Source organism: Limnohabitans sp. MORI2, from assembly GCF_027925025.1.
Classification (GTDB): Bacteria; Pseudomonadota; Gammaproteobacteria; order Burkholderiales; family Burkholderiaceae_C; genus Limnohabitans.
In genome coordinates, this window is sequence record NZ_AP027058.1 from 341,854 (window position 1) to 357,191 (window position 15,338).

Below are 15,338 nucleotides of genomic sequence, written 5' to 3' on the forward strand. Positions count from 1 at the left end.
TAGGTATTGCTAACCCTAATTGCGCATCACCATAGAGCTTGAATAATCGTTATTCAAAGTAACGAACGATGGATGATTCAATGCCAACTGCTCAATCTCTTTCACGCTTTTATGTGCAAGTGTTCTTAATGGGCGCACTGTCAGGTGCTGCGCATGCTGCTGCACCTGTACCTCAACTGTCACCGGCGATAGGAGGTGTGTTGTCCGAGGATTGCGGCTCCTTAATTTCAAGGGTTACGTCTTTGCCACACACGCAGTTGACGTTGTCTGAAACGATCAAAGACGGTGCATTGCAACAGGGTGGCCAAGCGGTGGCAGAGCATTGCCGAGTGACAGGAAAGATGTACGAAAGAACCAGTCCGATCGATGGCAAGCCCTATGCCATTGGTTTTGAGATGCGGTTGCCCAAAAACTGGAATGGTCGTTTTTTGCATCAAGGCAATGGCGGGATTGATGGCGTTGTCCATCCTGCTGTGGGCGCATTCGGTGGTGGGCCATTGACGAGTGCGTTGCATCAAGGTTTTGCGGTTTTAAGTTCTGATGCAGGGCATGCAGGTGCGAACCCCGCATTTGGTGTGGATCCGCAGGCGCGTTTGGATTACGGGTATCAGGCTGTTGGCAAACTAACGCCTATGGCCAAAGCTTTGATTGAGGCGGCTTACGGTAAAAAGCCGGATCGGTCTTATTTTGCGGGTTGCTCTAACGGTGGGCGACATGCGATGGTGGCTGCCACGCGTTATTTTGAGGACTACGACGGTGTGCTAGCAGGCGCGCCTGGCTACAACTTGCCTCTTGCAGCAACTGCCAACTTGGCCGGGGCACGTTTGTATCAGTCAGTGGCGACGCGTGAGGTGAACAACCACATCGACTTGGCGACTGCATTGACAGACAAAGAGCGTCAGTTGGTGGCTGACAAAGTGGTGGCTCGTTGCGATGCGCTGGATGGCCTTCAAGATGGGATGGTGCAAGATGTGGCGGCCTGCCAAAAAGTGTTTTCACTGAAAAAAGATGTGCCCACCTGTCAGGGCGAGCGTGATGGCATGTGCCTGACGGGCGCGCAAAAAGATGTGTTGGCACAAATTTTTGCGGGCCCCAAAACGCGCAAAGGTGAACGGATTTACGCGTCTTTCCCCTTTGATGGTGGTTTCGGTGGCGGACGCTCAGGCGTTCCATCCGGCGGAAGCCCTGTGGGTTCAGGGGTGGCGTTCTGGGAGTTTTTTGCTTCGACCAATCTCGACAGCGGCGCCACAGGCATTATTTTTAAGGTCCCACCAGAGAGCCCCGTCAATTTCCAAGGGCTTGAGTTTTCTCTGAAAACAGATGTGGATGCACTGTTGAAGGCCATGTATGCCAGCAACGAGTTGTACACCGAGTCAGCCATGTCGTTTATGACGCCACCCCATCCAACGGATATGACTGGGTTGCGCAACAAAGGCGGAAAAATTGTGGTCTACCACGGTGTCAGCGATTCCATTTTCTCTGTGCATGACACCGAGGCTTGGTTTAAAGGGGTTCAAAAACGCACAGGAACCGATATGGCAAAGCTCTACCCAATTCCAGGTATGGGACACTGCTCGGGCGGTCCAGCGACTGACCAGTTTGATTTGCTTACGCCTTTGGTGAAATGGGTAGAGCAAGGCGTGGTGCCCGAGCGTGTGGTGGCTTCTGCACGAGGCGCTGGCAATGCTGGCGGCGCAAACCCTGATTTGCCCAGCACATGGGATGGCGCACGCACACGGCCTTTGTGTCCATCGCCCAAAGTTGCCCGCTACAAGGGATCGGGCGATCCAGAAAAAGCAGAGAGTTTTGTGTGCAAATAAAGCTGTCTGTGGCTTAACTGGGTGAACTGTCGAGTAACGCCAGTTGCACCACATCTTGCGTCAGCTGCATCGCCGCCTTGTGTGTGGATGTCATCGGTCGGCGTGCAGACCACACCAGCATGAGTTGGCTCATGAGCTTGGGTTTTTCTAAGCGGTGTGTGGTGAAGTCTTCGGGCTTGGCAAAGTTGTTGAGTGTGTAGGCGGGCAACACGGCGTAGCCGAGGCCCTCTTTCACTAGCTCCAAGATGGCGTTTAGGCCATCAATCTCCAGCATGATGTTGGGCTTGCAGTTGAGCCGCAGCATTTCCGTGTCAATCAGCAAACGAAATGCATTAGGTCGGCTCGGGGCGATGAGCGGGAGCTTGGCCAAATCGGCCAGTGGCACCACGGCTTTGAGTGGGGCATTGCCTGAGATGGGTTTGCTTTTCTTGCCTGCAATTAGCACCAAGGTGTCTTCGTGGAGCACGGACATTTCTAAATCGGGCGAGGGCGCAGGGTTGTAGAGCACGGCCATGTCTAAGCGACCTGCACGCAAGCTTTCCACCATCAGCACTGAGAAGCCTTCGGTCAACGACAACTGTGCATGAGGGAGAGTTTTGCGAAACGCCATGGTCAATGGCACTGTGACCAGCTTAGACAGGCTAGGTGGCAAACCAATGGACACTCGCCCAGCCAAAGCGCCGCGCACCGAACCGAGTTCTTCCTGTGCCACAGCCACTTGGTGCAAGATGCCTCGTCCGTGTTCGAGCATGACCAAGCCCGCTTCAGTCACGGTCACGCCGCGGCCATTGCGCATGAGCAAGTTTTGATGCAACTCCACTTCGAGTTGGCGCACATGCCGACTGAGCAGCGGTTGAGGAATGCCTAGCGCTAGCGCGGCTTTGGTGAAGCTGCCCAGCTCGGCGACGCGCACGAATGATTCGATTTGCTTGAGTTCCATGTGATTCTCGAATTTGAATAACCAATTGTCCGTTATTTAAAAACGTTATAGCAGCTAGTCCGTCATTTAAGGTCCAGTTTTGGGGTAAATCTCTAGAATTGTTCGCATGCAAACATCTTCTTCATCTCTTGTACTGCGCGGTATTTCGTCCATGGCCACCAAGGCCTTGCTGGCCGATTTGACGCAGGCGTATGCGGCGCAAAGCGGCGTGTCGGTGCAGATTGAATCTGTGGGTGGTGTCGATGCCGCCAAGCGTGTGCAAGCAGGCGAAGCGTTTGACATGGTGCTGTTGGCCTCGGATGCGATTGAGCGTTTGATTGCCTCGGGTCATGTGCAAACCGGCTCGCGCTGCGATTGGGTGCGTTCGCCCGTGGCCATGGCCGTGCAAGCGGGCGCTGCGCGACCTGACTTGAGCAACGAGGCAGCGGTGAAAGCCGCAGTGTTGGCCAGTCCCACGCTGAGTTATTCGACTGGCCCAAGTGGCGTGTATTTAGAAAAACTGTTCGAGCGCTGGGGCATTGCCGACGACGTGAAAGCCCGTATCGTGGTGCCACCGCCAGGCACGCCCGTGGGCGCTTTGGTGGCCAGTGGCAAGGCTGCTTTGGGTTTTCAACAGCTGAGTGAATTGATTGCGTTGCCCGGCATTGACGTGCTGGGCACCCTGCCTGCGGATGTGGCGTTCATCACCACGTTCTCGTCGGGCATTCCTTCTGTCATTGCCAACGATGCAGCACGCATTGCGGCGGTGCAAGCGTTTTTACAGTTCTTGGCTTCGGCTGGCGTGGAAGACGTCAAGCGCAAACAAGGCATGGACTGGCTTTGATTGTTTAATTTTTAGCAAGGGGTATTCATGTCTCTCATCATCGATGTTCACGGTCACTACACCACAGCGCCTAAGGCTTTGGAAGAGTGGCGCAACAAACAAATCGCCGGCATCAAAGACCCAGCGTCTATGCCCAAAGTGTCTGACCTCAAAATCAGCGATGACGAGTTGCGCGAAACCATCGAAACCAACCAACTCGCCAAGATGAAAGAGCGCGGCTCTGACATCACCATCTTCAGCCCCCGCGCGAGCTTCATGGCACACCACATTGGCGACTTCAATGTGTCGTCCACTTGGGCAGCTATTTGCAACGAGCTGTGCTTCCGCGTGTCCGAGCTGTTCCCCAACAACTTCGTGCCTGCGGCCATGTTGCCCCAGTCGCCCGGCGTGGACCCAGCGACTTGCATCCCTGAATTGGTCAAGTGCGTCGAGCAATACGGCAACGTCGGCATCAACTTGAACCCAGACCCATCGGGCGGCCACTGGACATCGCCCCCCTTGAGCGACAAGTCGTGGTACCCCATCTACGAGAAGATGGTCGAGTACGACATCCCCGCCATGATTCACGTGTCGACCAGCTGCAATGGCTGCTTCCACACCACTGGCGCGCATTACCTCAATGCTGACACCACCGCCTTCATGCAGTGCTTGACGTCTGACTTGTTCAAAGACTTCCCCACCTTGAAGTTCCTCATTCCTCACGGCGGTGGTGCGGTGCCTTACCACTGGGGCCGCTTCCGTGGTTTGGCGCAAGAGCTGAAAAAGCCTTTGCTCGACGAACACTTGTTGAACAACATTTACTTTGACACCTGCGTGTACCACCAGCCTGGCATCGACTTGTTGACTAAAGTGATTCCGGTCAAGAACATCATGTTCGCTTCTGAAATGATTGGCGCGGTGCGCGGTATTGACCCAGAAACGGGCCACTACTTTGACGACACCAAGCGCTACATCGAAGCGACGTTGAACCTCAATGCCGAAGAACGCCATCAGGTATACGAAGGCAACGCACGTCGCGTGTTCTCACGCTTGGACACCAAACTCAAGTCTCAAGGTCGCTGATACCCAATCGGGGTCAGAACCTAATTAATTTTTAGGAGAAATCAGATGTACGAACTCGGCGTTGTGTATCGCAACATCAAACGCGCAGACCGCGCAGCTGCAGACGGCTTGGCCGCTTTGGGTTCGGCCACTGTGCACGAAGCCATGGGCCGTGTGGGCTTGCTCAAGCCTTATATGCGTCCCATCTTCCCTGGCGCGCAAGTGTCGGGCACTGCAGTGACCGTGCTTTTACATCCCGGTGACAACTGGATGATGCACGTGGTTGCAGAGCAGATTCAGCCTGGCGACATCGTGGTGGCAGCCATCACCGCTGAGTGCACCGATGGCTACTTTGGTGATTTATTGGCCACGTCTTTCCAAGCACGTGGCGCGCGCGCCCTCATCATCGACGCCGGTGTGCGCGATGTGAAAGAGCTGCAAAAAATGAACTTCCCTGTGTGGAGCAAAGCCATCAGCAGCAAGGGCACCATCAAGGCCACCATCGGCTCTGTCAACATTCCTGTGGTGTGTGCAGGCATGTTGGTCACGCCTGGTGACGTGATCGTGGCCGATGACGACGGCGTGGTGTGCGTGCCCGCGGCACGCGCTGCCGAAACTTTGGCTGCCGCACAAAAACGCGAAAGCTTTGAAGGCGAGAAGCGCGAGAAGTTGGCTTCCGGCGTCTTGGGCCTCGATATGTACAAAATGCGCGAGCCTTTGGCCGCTGCAGGTTTGAAATACATCGATTGATCGGAGAGAGACACATGAGCAAACCGACCGCAGGTGGTTTCACCAAAACCGAAGGCTGGATGGACTGGTACACCGGCCCAGCCAAACCGCAATTCAAACTCCCCGCTGGGGCGGTGGACGCCCACTGCCACGTGTTTGGCCCGGGCGATGAGTTTCCGTACGCACCTGAGCGCAAGTACACCCCATGCGATGCATCCAAGCATCAGCTCTACGCCTTGCGCGACCACTTGGGCTTTGCCCGCAACGTGGTGGTGCAAGCCACGTGCCACGGTGCCGACAACCGCGCCATGGTGGATGCCTTGGTGAGCTCAGGTGGTAAGGCACGTGGTGTGGCCACCGTCAAACGCGATGTGACAGAAGACGAGTTGCAAGCCATGCACGACGCAGGTGTGCGCGGTGTGCGTTTTAACTTCGTCAAGCGCTTGGTCGACTTCACACCCAAAGACGAATTGCTTGAAATTGCCAAACGCGTGCAGATGTACGGCTGGCACGTGGTGATTTATTTTGAAGCTGTGGACTTGCCTGAGTTGTGGGACTTCTTCACTGCTTTGCCCACCAATGTGGTGGTCGATCACATGGGCCGCCCCGATGTGACCAAACCTGTGGATGGCCCCGAGTTTGAGTTGTTTGTGAAGTTCATGCGCGAACACAAAAACGTGTGGAGTAAGGTGACTTGCCCCGAGCGTTTGTCGGTGTCAGGTCCTAAGGCTTTGAACGGTGAACAAAACGCGTACCAAGATGTGATTCCCTTTGCCAAGCGCATCGTGGATGAGTTCCCAGACCGCGTGATTTGGGGCACCGATTGGCCGCACCCTAACCTCAAAGACCACATGCCCGATGACGGCTTGTTGGTCGATTTCATTCCACACATCGCCACCACGCCAGAGTTGCAACAAAAACTCTTGGTGGACAACCCCATGCGTCTGTATTGGCCAGAGGAGACTTTTTAAGATGGCACTCGACAAACCCTACAAAGACGTGCCCGGCACGATCATTTTTGATGCCGAGCAATCGCGCAAAGGCTACTGGCTCAACCAGTTTTGCATGTCGCTGATGAAGGCTGAAAACCGCAGCCGTTTCAAGGCCAACGAGCGGGCCTACCTCGACGAGTGGGCGATGACCGAAGAGCAAAAGCAAGCTGTGTTGGCGCGCGATTTGAACTGGTGTATGCGCACCGGCGGCAATATTTACTTCCTCGCCAAAATCGGCGCGACCGATGGTTTGAGCTTCCAACAAATGGCAGGCTCTATGACCGGCATGACCGAAGAGGAATACCGCAACATGATGTTGAAAGGTGGCCGCTCAGCCGAGGGCAACCGCTACATCGGTGAAGACGGCGACGCTCAAGAAAAAAACCAACCCCAAGGCGCCGCAGGCAAGAAAGGCTAAGCACATGGCACGCATTACCGCATCTGTTTACACCTCGCACGTGCCCGCCATCGGCGCGGCCATGGACTTGGGCAAAACCCACGAAGACTACTGGAAGCCGCTGTTCGCAGGCTACGACTTCTCCAAGCAATGGATGAAGGACAACAAGCCCGACGTGATCTTCTTGGTCTACAACGACCATGCCACGGCGTTCAGCTTGGACATGATTCCCACTTTCGCCATCGGCACAGCGGCTGAGTACAAGCCTGCGGACGAAGGCTACGGTGCACGCCCCGTGCCTGTGGTCAAAGGTCACCCCGAGTTAGCCAGCCACATTGCGCAGGCGGTCATTCAACAAGACTTCGACCTCACCATCGTCAACAAGATGGATGTGGACCACGGCTTGACCGTGCCCCTGTCGTTGATGTGCGGCGAGAAAGACCCCGTCAAAGACGCATGGCCTTGCCCCGTCATTCCATTTGCGGTGAACGTGGTGCAATACCCAGTGCCCAGCGGTCAGCGTTGTTTCAACCTTGGCCAAGCCATTCGCAAAGCGGTGGAGAGCTACGACGAAGACCTGAACATTCACATCTGGGGCACAGGCGGCATGAGCCACCAGTTGCAAGGTGCGCGTGCGGGCTTGATCAACCGCGAGTGGGACAACAACTGGCTCGACTTGATGATCAACGATCCCGTGGCGTGTGCCAATGTGCCCCATATCGACTACGTGCGTGAAGCGGGTAGCGAAGGCATTGAGTTGGTCATGTGGCTCATCGCACGCGGCGCGATGGCCGATGTGAACAACGGCAAGGTCACAGGCCCAGCGCCTAAACTGACGCACCGCTTCTACCATGTGCCTGCTTCGAACACCGCAGTGGGCCACGCTATTCTTGAGAACGCATAAGAGGACCATCATGAGCAAAACCATCAAAGTCGCCTTGGCTGGCGCAGGTGCTTTCGGCATCAAACACTTGGACGGCATCAAAAACATCGACGGCGTGGAAGTCGTCTCATTGATCAGTCGTGATTTGGAAAAAACCAAAGAAGTCGCAGACAAATACGGCATCAAGCACATCACCACCGACCTGGCTGACAGCTTGGCATTGCCAGAAGTCGATGCTGTCATCTTGTGCACACCCACCCAAATGCACGCCGCGCAAAGCTTGGCTTGTTTGAAAGCTGGTAAACACGTGCAAGTGGAAATCCCCTTGGCCGACAGCTGGAAAGACGCGGAAGAAGTGGTGCGCGTGGCCAAAGAAAAAGGCTTGGTGGCGATGTGCGGGCACACCCGCCGCTTCAACCCCAGCCACCAATGGGTGCACAACAAAATCAAAGCAGGCGAATTCAACATCCAACAAATGGATGTGCAAACCTACTTCTTCCGTCGCACCAACATGAACGCCTTGGGCCAGCCCCGCAGCTGGACCGACCACTTGCTGTGGCACCACGCTGCACACACCGTGGACTTGTTTGCTTACCAAGCAGGTAGCCCCATCGTCAAGGCCAACGCCGTGCAAGGCCCCATCCACAAAGACTTGGGCATTGCGATGGACATGAGCATTCAGTTGCAAGCCGCCAACGGTGCAATTTGCACCTTGTCGCTCAGCTTCAACAACGACGGCCCCTTGGGTACTTACTTCCGTTACATCGGTGACACCGGCACTTACTTGGCCCGCTACGACGACTTGTATACAGGCAAAGAAGAGCAAATCGATGTGTCCAAAGTGGCGGTGTCGATGAACGGCATTGAGTTGCAAGACCGTGAATTCTTTGCTGCGATCAAAGAAGGCCGTGAGCCCAACAGCAGCGTGGCGCAGGTGTTGCCTTGCTACAAGGTGTTGCACGAGTTGGAGTTGCAGCTCAACGCTTAAGCCTGGGTGAGTCGATCAAAGCACGCCTTGTTTGGCATCGGCTTATTGCTGATGGCATCGGCGTGCTTTGCTATCTTGGATACCACCACCAAACGCGTCACCATGGTGGTACCTGTGGTGATGGCCATTTGGGCCCGTTATTTTTTTCAAGCCTTACTCACCACAGCTGTGGTGTTGCCGCTCAAAGGGTTGGCTGTTTTTCAAACGCAAAATCCACGGCAGCAACTCACACGTGGCGTTTTGTTGACCTTGGTCACGGGCTTGGCGTTTTTAAGTCTGAAGCTTTTGCCAGTGGCAGAGTTCACGGCCATCGTCATGACGGTGCCGTTGCTCGTTACCTTGTTGGCTGCTCGTACGTTGGGTGAGCATGTGTCGCCGCAGCGTGTGTGGCTGGTGTGCGGTGGCTTTGTGGGCACACTCATCATCGTGCGGCCTGGCACGGCTGTGTTTGGTTGGACCTTGTTGATTCCTTTGGCCTTGGTTCTGGTCAATGCCGCCTTTCAGCTGCTCACCAGCAAAATGGCCCGCACCGAAGATGCCTTCACCACGCAGTTCTACACCACTTGGGTGGGCACGGTGTTGACATCGGTGCCACTGTTTTGGTTTTGGGTACCCGTGACGGAAACGCGCGTGCTGCTGGAGTTGGTGCTCATGGGTGTGTCGGGTGTCACAGGACACTTTTTGCTCATCATGGCGTTTGAGCGTTCGCCTGCGGGGACCTTGATGCCCTATATGTACGCGCAAATTGGCTTTGCCATGTTGGGTGGTTGGCTGGTGTTTGACCATGTCCCTGACCACTTCTCGCTGCTGGGCATTGGTTTGATCGCTTTGTGCGGTACAGCCGGTGGCGTACTCACGGTTTATGAATTACGCAAGAAAATCAGTTAAAAGAAAGTGCTTTCACAATGACCACACCTTCACCTTCACCTTTGCAAATTGCTGTGGCGGGTGCGGGCGCGATTGGCTTGGCGCACATTCAAGCCATCGCGCACAACCCGCGTTGCCTGCTCAGCGGCATTGTGGATCCATCACCCAACGCTGGTGCTGTGGCAAAAATTCATAGCGTTCCATTGTTTGCCACGCTCGATGCCTTGTTGGCACAGCACAAACCCGATGCCATCATCTTGGCCACGCCCAACGCCTTGCATGTGCCGCAGGCCTTGCAGTGCATCGCAGCGGGCGTGCCTGTGCTGCTAGAAAAACCCATCGCCACCACGGTGCAAGAAGCGCAAGCTCTTGTCGACCAAGTAGAGGCTACACATTCCAAGGTGTTGATTGGCCATCACCGCGCGCACAGTGCCATCATGGCGCAAGCCAAGCAGGTAGTCAGCTCTGGCAAATTAGGCGCGTTGGTGTCCGTGATGGGCAGCGCTTTGTTTTTCAAACCCGACAGCTATTTCAACGACGGCCCTTGGCGACGTGAAGTGGGTGGTGGCCCCATACTCATTAATTTGATTCATGAAGTGCACAACCTGCGCATGTTGTGCGGCGACATTGTGGCTGTGCAAGCGTTTGCGTCCAACGCCACACGCGGCTTTGCGGTGGAAGACACGGTGGCCATCAACCTGCGTTTTGCCAGTGGCGTGCTGGGCACGTTCATGTTGTCCGACACCGCGGCTTGCGCACGCAGCTGGGAGCAAACCAGCCAAGAAAACAAGGCCTACGCCAGCTATGACGACGAAGACTGCTATGTCGTTTCAGGCACGCGCGGCAGTTTGTCGGTGCCCACCATGCGACTGAAAACCTATGCTCGCGATGAAGACCGTTCGTGGATGAAGCCGTTTGAAGTCAGCTCGGTGGCGTTGTTGCGTGATGACCCCTTGGTGCGACAAATTGATCACTTGTGCGATGTGGTGCAAGGCCATGCGCAACCCTTGGTGACGGCGCGTGATGGTTTGAATAACTTGCGTGTGACCGAGGCCATTTCGTTGGCTGCCAAAACAGGCGTATTGGTTGATATTCCTCAGTGCTGATTGATCTGCATGAGCTGCTCACGTAGCCAAATGTGCACCGGGTCTTGTTGGTGTCGCACATGCCAAATGGCATACATGGGCATCTCGGGCGTTTCAAACGGGAGTGGCGCATCGGCCAAGCCGCGCAGCAAACTTTGACGCAGCAAACCCGGTAGTGTGGCTAAGCGGTCGGTGCCTGCTACAAATGCCGCTACGCCTGCAAAGCTGCTGAGGGTGGCTGCAAACCGACGGTTCACGCCACGCTTGAGTAACAAGTCGTCAATGTCCAAACTGCGGCGCGGTTGGTGCACCACCGTGATGTGTTCTGCCGCTTCGTAGGCTTTGACAGAGCGCGGCGCCTTGCGCACCTGTGGGTCGTAAAACACGCGGTAGCTGTCGGCAAACAAGCGTTTGTGTTTGATGTCGGTGGCGTCGGGCGGGCGGGGGCTGATGACCAACTGGCAATCTTGTGCACGCAGCATATCCGCGCTGGGTACATCCGAGGGCACCACGCGCAGTGTCACGCCCGGGGCTTGTGCTTGCAAGCGGCTGAGCAAGCGCGGCAACAACAAGTCGCGTTGCAAATCATTGGCGGCGATGGTGAAGCATTGCGTGAGTCGTGCTGGTTCAAACGCCCCGCTGTGGACAAACCCTTGCAGCTGAGTGAGCAGCCCTTGCGCTTGCAAAGCCAATGCTTCGGCCCGTGCCGTGGGCACAATGCCGCGCCCTGATTTGACAAACAAAGCATCGCCCACGATGGCACGCAAGCGGTCAAGCTGGTGGCTCACGGCCGATTGGGTTAGCCCTAAGACGTTGGCCGCAGCCGTGACTGAGCCTTGCTCGATGACGGTGCTCAGTGAATGCAGTAGGTGACCGTCCAAATCCAAATGATTAAATTTTTTCATGGAATATATGAGTATTGCCTTGTTTATTTTATGGGTTGAAAACGACACACTCTGTCTCATTCCAATACTTCTAGCCAAGAGGCGCCCATGACTAACAAGCCTGAACCTATTTTTGGCACCACCTTGTTTGATGGCGAGCAAGCCAAAAAAGGCTACGCCCTCAACAAGATGTGCTACTCCTTCAACTCAGCCGACAACCGCAATGCGTTCAAAGGCGATGAAGAGGCGTACATGAAAGCCTATGGCCTCAACGACGAGCAGGCCACGGCGATTCGCACGCGCAACGTGCTGGGCCTGATTGCTGCGGGCGGCAATGTGTATTACCTCGCCAAGTTCGCGGGCATCTTGGGCTTGGACGTGCAAGACCTCGGTGCTGCCCAAACAGGCATGACCAAAGATGAATTCAAAGCCAAGCTCTTGGCTGCTGCCCACCAATAAATTTCAGGAGACACCTTCATGGCAAACATTGTTGGCGGCTTGGCCGCATCTCACATCCCAGCCATTGGCGGCGCAATTGCCAAAGGCTTGCAGCAAGACCCGTACTGGAAACCATTCTTTGATGGTTTTCCGCCCATCCGTGAATGGCTTGGCCAAGTCAAGCCCACCACGGCGGTGGTGTTTTACAACGACCATGGTTTGAACTTCTTCCTCGACAAAATGCCCACCTTCGCCGTGGGTGCCGCCACCGAATACCGCAACGCCGATGAAGGCTGGGGCATTCCTACCTTGCCGCCCATTCAAGGTTGTGTGGATTTGTCATGGCACCTCATCAACCACTTGATCGAGAAAGAATTCGACATCGTCACTTGCCAAGAAATGTTGGTGGACCATGCTTGCACGATTCCACTCAAACTGTTTTGGCCGCAAGAGATTTGCCCCGTGCGCATCGTGCCTGTGAACTTGAACACCGTGCAGTTCCCCCTGCCCAGTGCCAAGCGCTGCTACGAGTTTGGCAAAACCATTGGCGAAGCGATTCGCAGCTGGGACAGCAACGAGAACGTGGTGGTCATCGGCACGGGTGGCTTGAGCCACCAGCTTGATGGCGAACGCGCAGGCTTCATCAACAAGAAGTTTGACCTCGAGTTCATGCAAAGCTTGAACGACAACCCCGAGTGGGCCACGCAATACAGCATCCACGAGTTGGTGGAGAAAACGGGCACGCAGGGTATCGAGCTGCTCAACTGGCTGGCCATGCGCGGTGCCTTGGGGGCGACCAAAGCCAAGACCGTACACAGCAACTATCACATCCCAATTTCCAACACGGCCACGGGTGTGATGGCGTTGGCGGCCGCTTAAATCATGCGTGCGCGAGCCACGGCATGTTTCGCAGCCAAGTAACCAAACGTCACCCCAGGACCAATGGTGATGCCGGGCGCTGGATAAATACCACCCATGATGGAGTGCATGTCGTTACCCGCCGCATACAAACCATCAATCGCCACACCTTGTGCATTGAGCACACGCGCATCGCCATCGGTGACCAAGCCTGTGGCCGCGCCAATGTCGCCGGGGTAGAGCGCAATCGCGTAGAACGGGCCTTCGCGCAACGCGCCTAAGCAGGGGTTAGGACCGTGCCATGTGGCGTCGCCGTTGGCGCGTTGGTAGTCGGTGGTGCCGCGTTGGAAGTCTTCGTCCACGCCTTTGTCTGCAAATGCATTGAAACGCTCAACGGTGGCTTGCAGCTTGTCTGCGGGCATGTTGAGTTGCTTGGCTAAGTCGGCCAAGGTGTGGCCTTGCTTCAAATAGCCATCGGCCAAGAAAGGTGCAAGGCCCTTGCCACCGGGCCGAATCATGCCAATGCCGTAGCGCTTTAATGCGCCTGCATCACACACCAACCACGAGGGCACGCTGGGCGTGGTGGCGTGGTGGGCTTGCATGGCAATGCCAAACAAGTGGTACGAGGTGGATTCGTTCAAGTAGCGTTGGCCTTGGCTGTCCACGGTGATCATGCCGGGCTTGCCGCGGTCCATCACGAAGTGAGGAAACACGGCGGTGCTGCCATCGGTGCGTTGGCGTGTAGACACAGGTGCCCAAAACGCGTGGCTCAAACCACAGGTGCCGAGTTGACCTCCTGCTTGCAAAGCCAAGTCTTGCGCTTTGCCGGAGTGGCCGGGGCCTGCGGGGCACCAGGCTTCTTGGGCGCCGGGCAACATTTGTGCGCGGCGTGTGGCGTGGCGGTTAAAACCACCGCTGGCCATGACCACGCCGCCTTTGCTGCGTACGGTGCGTTTGACCAAGGTGCCATCTGCAAAGGTTTGTTGCAACACGACACCTTGAATGGTGTTGCCATCTTGCAGCAATTGTGTAGCTTCGGTGTTGGTCACCAACAAGCCTTGGCGTTGGATGTAGCTGTAGAGCATGCGCGCAATCATGGCGTTGCCCATGACCAAGCGCGTGCTGCGTGGGTGCAGTAATTGATCGAGGAAATGACGCACGATGATGCGTGCGCTGTAGCTGAACGACTTCCATGTTTCGGTCAAACGGAGCAAGTGGAAGATGTCATCACGGTCCACCATCATGCCGCCGAGCACGGTGAACTCGGGGATGGGGTTGCGTACGAGCGGGAGGTTCGGGCCGAGCAGTTTGCCATCGAAGGGTTGAGGCTCAATCGCGCGACCACGCAACACCGAGCCTTCGAGCTCCGACAAATAGTCGGGGTGCAACATGCGCACTTGGAATTGCAGGGCGCTGTTGGCTTCGAGTTTGGCAATCGCGTGTGGGCCGTTGTCGATGAACGATTGGCGCAGTTTGGCGTCTGAGCGCTCGCCCACGGCGAGGTTCAAAAACGTGGCCACGCGCTCGGGTGTGTCGTCGGGGTTCACTTCCAAACCGCGCTTGGTGCCAGGCACCCAAGTGGTCGCCGCTGACAGGGCGGTGGTGCCACCCACATGGGCCATGCGTTCCACCAGCAACACGCGTGCACCGTCAATGGCGGCATTGAGTGCGGCAGAAAAGCCCGCGCCGCCAGAGCCAATGACCACGAGGTCGACCGTGTGTTGGTCTTTGAATTGGGACAGATCGGTGTTGATGCGCTGGGTCAGCGCTTGCAAGGTGTGGCTCATGGCTCAAATCTCCAGAAGGAAGTTCACCATCAACTCACGCACTTGCGCAAACATGTCGGCACCTGTGACGGTCTTGCAGCCTTTGGCGCGAGCGTCGGCAATCAAGGGGGTGATGGCGGGCGCGGTGATGACGCAGCCGATGAACATGTCGCCGTTGATTTTGGTGACGTCAATCGGTGTGGGATCGCTTTCTTTCATACCGATGGGCGTGGCGTTCACGGCCACATCAAAGCCCGTGGGGTCTGAGCTACCTTGCGTGACTTTGCCCAGCTTCAAGCTGTTGAGGCGGTCGATCAGTGATTGACGGCGTTGGTTGTCGGGGTCGTGAATGGCCAATTCGCTCACGCCTGCCAGCACCAAGCTGTGCGCGATGGCTGAGCCAGCGCCACCTGCGCCCACCAGCAAGGCGCGTTTGTTTTTCAACACGCAGCCGTTGTTCTCCATCGCGCGCACATAGCCCAGGCCGTCAAACATGTCGCCGTGCCAGCGGCCTTGCTTGTCACGGCGCACGGTGTTGACCGTGCCCAAGAAGGCCGCACGCTCAGACAGCTCGTCGCAAAACGCGGTGCAGGCAAATTTGTGCGGCACGGTGACGATGAGGCCGTCGATGTTTTGTGCGCGTTTGGTGCCAGCCCACCAGTCGGTCAAGTCAGCGGGGGCGACATGCGCGGGAACGCAGATGGCGTCACGGCCCTGCGATTCAAACGCTTGGGTCACGCCGTAGGGCGATTTCACTTGGGCAATCGGGTCGCCAACAATGACATGAACACGTGTGGCGCCGCTGTAGTTTTCAAGCATGGAGATGA

At 56.2% G+C, this 15,338-nt stretch carries 16 protein-coding genes; 12 read left to right on the top strand and 4 right to left on the bottom strand.

Going from position 1 to position 15,338, the window contains the following annotated elements:
- Positions 1-80: 80 nt before the first annotated feature.
- Positions 81-1,820 carry a tannase/feruloyl esterase family alpha/beta hydrolase gene (locus QMG27_RS01755; RefSeq protein WP_281812553.1) on the top strand — a complete coding sequence of 580 codons (1,740 nt, stop codon included), beginning with the start codon at positions 81-83 and terminating at the stop codon, positions 1,818-1,820.
- 13 nt (positions 1,821-1,833) lie between these two features.
- Here QMG27_RS01755 and QMG27_RS01760 read toward each other — a convergent pair whose 3' ends face one another.
- Positions 1,834-2,760 carry a LysR substrate-binding domain-containing protein gene (locus tag QMG27_RS01760; RefSeq protein WP_281812555.1) on the bottom strand — a complete coding sequence of 309 codons (927 nt, stop codon included), beginning with the start codon at positions 2,758-2,760 and terminating at the stop codon, positions 1,834-1,836.
- Between the two features lie 106 nt (positions 2,761-2,866).
- Here QMG27_RS01760 and QMG27_RS01765 point away from each other — a divergent pair, with 106 nt between their 5' ends.
- Genes QMG27_RS01765 through QMG27_RS01805 form a run of 9 tightly spaced genes read left to right on the top strand, consistent with a single transcriptional unit; the run spans position 2,867 to position 10,586 of the window.
- The gene (locus tag QMG27_RS01765; protein ID WP_281812557.1) at positions 2,867-3,583 is read left to right on the top strand and encodes a substrate-binding domain-containing protein; all 717 of its coding nucleotides are present in this window, start codon (positions 2,867-2,869) and stop codon (positions 3,581-3,583) included.
- Positions 3,584-3,610: 27 nt separating this feature from the next.
- Positions 3,611-4,645 carry an amidohydrolase family protein gene (locus tag QMG27_RS01770; RefSeq protein WP_281812559.1) on the top strand — a complete coding sequence of 345 codons (1,035 nt, stop codon included), beginning with the start codon at positions 3,611-3,613 and terminating at the stop codon, positions 4,643-4,645.
- 45 nt (positions 4,646-4,690) lie between these two features.
- Positions 4,691-5,374 (top strand): 4-carboxy-4-hydroxy-2-oxoadipate aldolase/oxaloacetate decarboxylase, encoded by a 684-nt coding sequence (gene ligK, locus QMG27_RS01775; RefSeq protein ID WP_281812561.1) that lies wholly within the window; start codon positions 4,691-4,693, stop codon positions 5,372-5,374.
- Between the two features lie 14 nt (positions 5,375-5,388).
- Positions 5,389-6,324, top strand: a complete 936-nt coding sequence (locus QMG27_RS01780; protein ID WP_281812563.1) for an amidohydrolase family protein — start codon at positions 5,389-5,391, stop codon at positions 6,322-6,324.
- A 1-nt stretch (position 6,325) separates the two neighbouring features.
- Positions 6,326-6,763: a protocatechuate 4,5-dioxygenase subunit alpha gene (ligA, locus tag QMG27_RS01785; protein WP_281812565.1), complete on the top strand. Its 438-nt coding sequence runs from the start codon at positions 6,326-6,328 to the stop codon at positions 6,761-6,763.
- A 4-nt stretch (positions 6,764-6,767) separates the two neighbouring features.
- Positions 6,768-7,646 (top strand): class III extradiol dioxygenase subunit beta, encoded by an 879-nt coding sequence (locus tag QMG27_RS01790; RefSeq protein WP_281812567.1) that lies wholly within the window; start codon positions 6,768-6,770, stop codon positions 7,644-7,646.
- 10 nt (positions 7,647-7,656) lie between these two features.
- Positions 7,657-8,613 (top strand): Gfo/Idh/MocA family oxidoreductase, encoded by a 957-nt coding sequence (locus tag QMG27_RS01795; RefSeq protein WP_281812569.1) that lies wholly within the window; start codon positions 7,657-7,659, stop codon positions 8,611-8,613.
- Between the two features lie 6 nt (positions 8,614-8,619).
- On the top strand, positions 8,620-9,501 hold the full coding sequence (locus tag QMG27_RS01800) for a DMT family transporter (protein ID WP_281812571.1): 882 nt from the start codon (positions 8,620-8,622) through the stop codon (positions 9,499-9,501).
- 17 nt (positions 9,502-9,518) lie between these two features.
- On the top strand, positions 9,519-10,586 hold the full coding sequence (locus QMG27_RS01805) for a Gfo/Idh/MocA family oxidoreductase (protein WP_281812573.1): 1,068 nt from the start codon (positions 9,519-9,521) through the stop codon (positions 10,584-10,586).
- Here QMG27_RS01805 and QMG27_RS01810 read toward each other — a convergent pair.
- Complete coding sequence (locus QMG27_RS01810; protein WP_281812575.1) at positions 10,577-11,470, bottom strand: LysR family transcriptional regulator; 894 nt, start codon at positions 11,468-11,470, stop codon at positions 10,577-10,579. The two genes, QMG27_RS01805 and QMG27_RS01810, sit on opposite strands and share 10 nt — an antisense overlap.
- An 87-nt stretch (positions 11,471-11,557) precedes the next feature.
- Here QMG27_RS01810 and QMG27_RS01815 point away from each other — a divergent pair, with 87 nt between their 5' ends.
- Together QMG27_RS01815 and QMG27_RS01820 are read left to right on the top strand one after the other, a co-directional pair.
- Complete coding sequence (locus QMG27_RS01815; protein WP_281812577.1) at positions 11,558-11,908, top strand: protocatechuate 4,5-dioxygenase subunit alpha; 351 nt, start codon at positions 11,558-11,560, stop codon at positions 11,906-11,908.
- Positions 11,909-11,926: 18 nt separating this feature from the next.
- Positions 11,927-12,766: a class III extradiol dioxygenase family protein gene (locus tag QMG27_RS01820; protein ID WP_281812579.1), complete on the top strand. Its 840-nt coding sequence runs from the start codon at positions 11,927-11,929 to the stop codon at positions 12,764-12,766.
- On the opposite strand, the gene QMG27_RS01825 is transcribed toward QMG27_RS01820, so the two are convergent.
- Together QMG27_RS01825 and QMG27_RS01830 are read right to left on the bottom strand one after the other, a co-directional pair.
- On the bottom strand, positions 12,763-14,532 hold the full coding sequence (locus QMG27_RS01825; protein ID WP_281812581.1) for an FAD-dependent oxidoreductase: 1,770 nt from the start codon (positions 14,530-14,532) through the stop codon (positions 12,763-12,765). The two genes, QMG27_RS01820 and QMG27_RS01825, sit on opposite strands and share 4 nt — an antisense overlap.
- Positions 14,533-14,535: 3 nt before the next feature.
- Positions 14,536-15,330 (bottom strand): ThiF family adenylyltransferase, encoded by a 795-nt coding sequence (locus tag QMG27_RS01830; RefSeq protein ID WP_281812583.1) that lies wholly within the window; start codon positions 15,328-15,330, stop codon positions 14,536-14,538.
- Positions 15,331-15,338 lie beyond the last annotated feature (8 nt).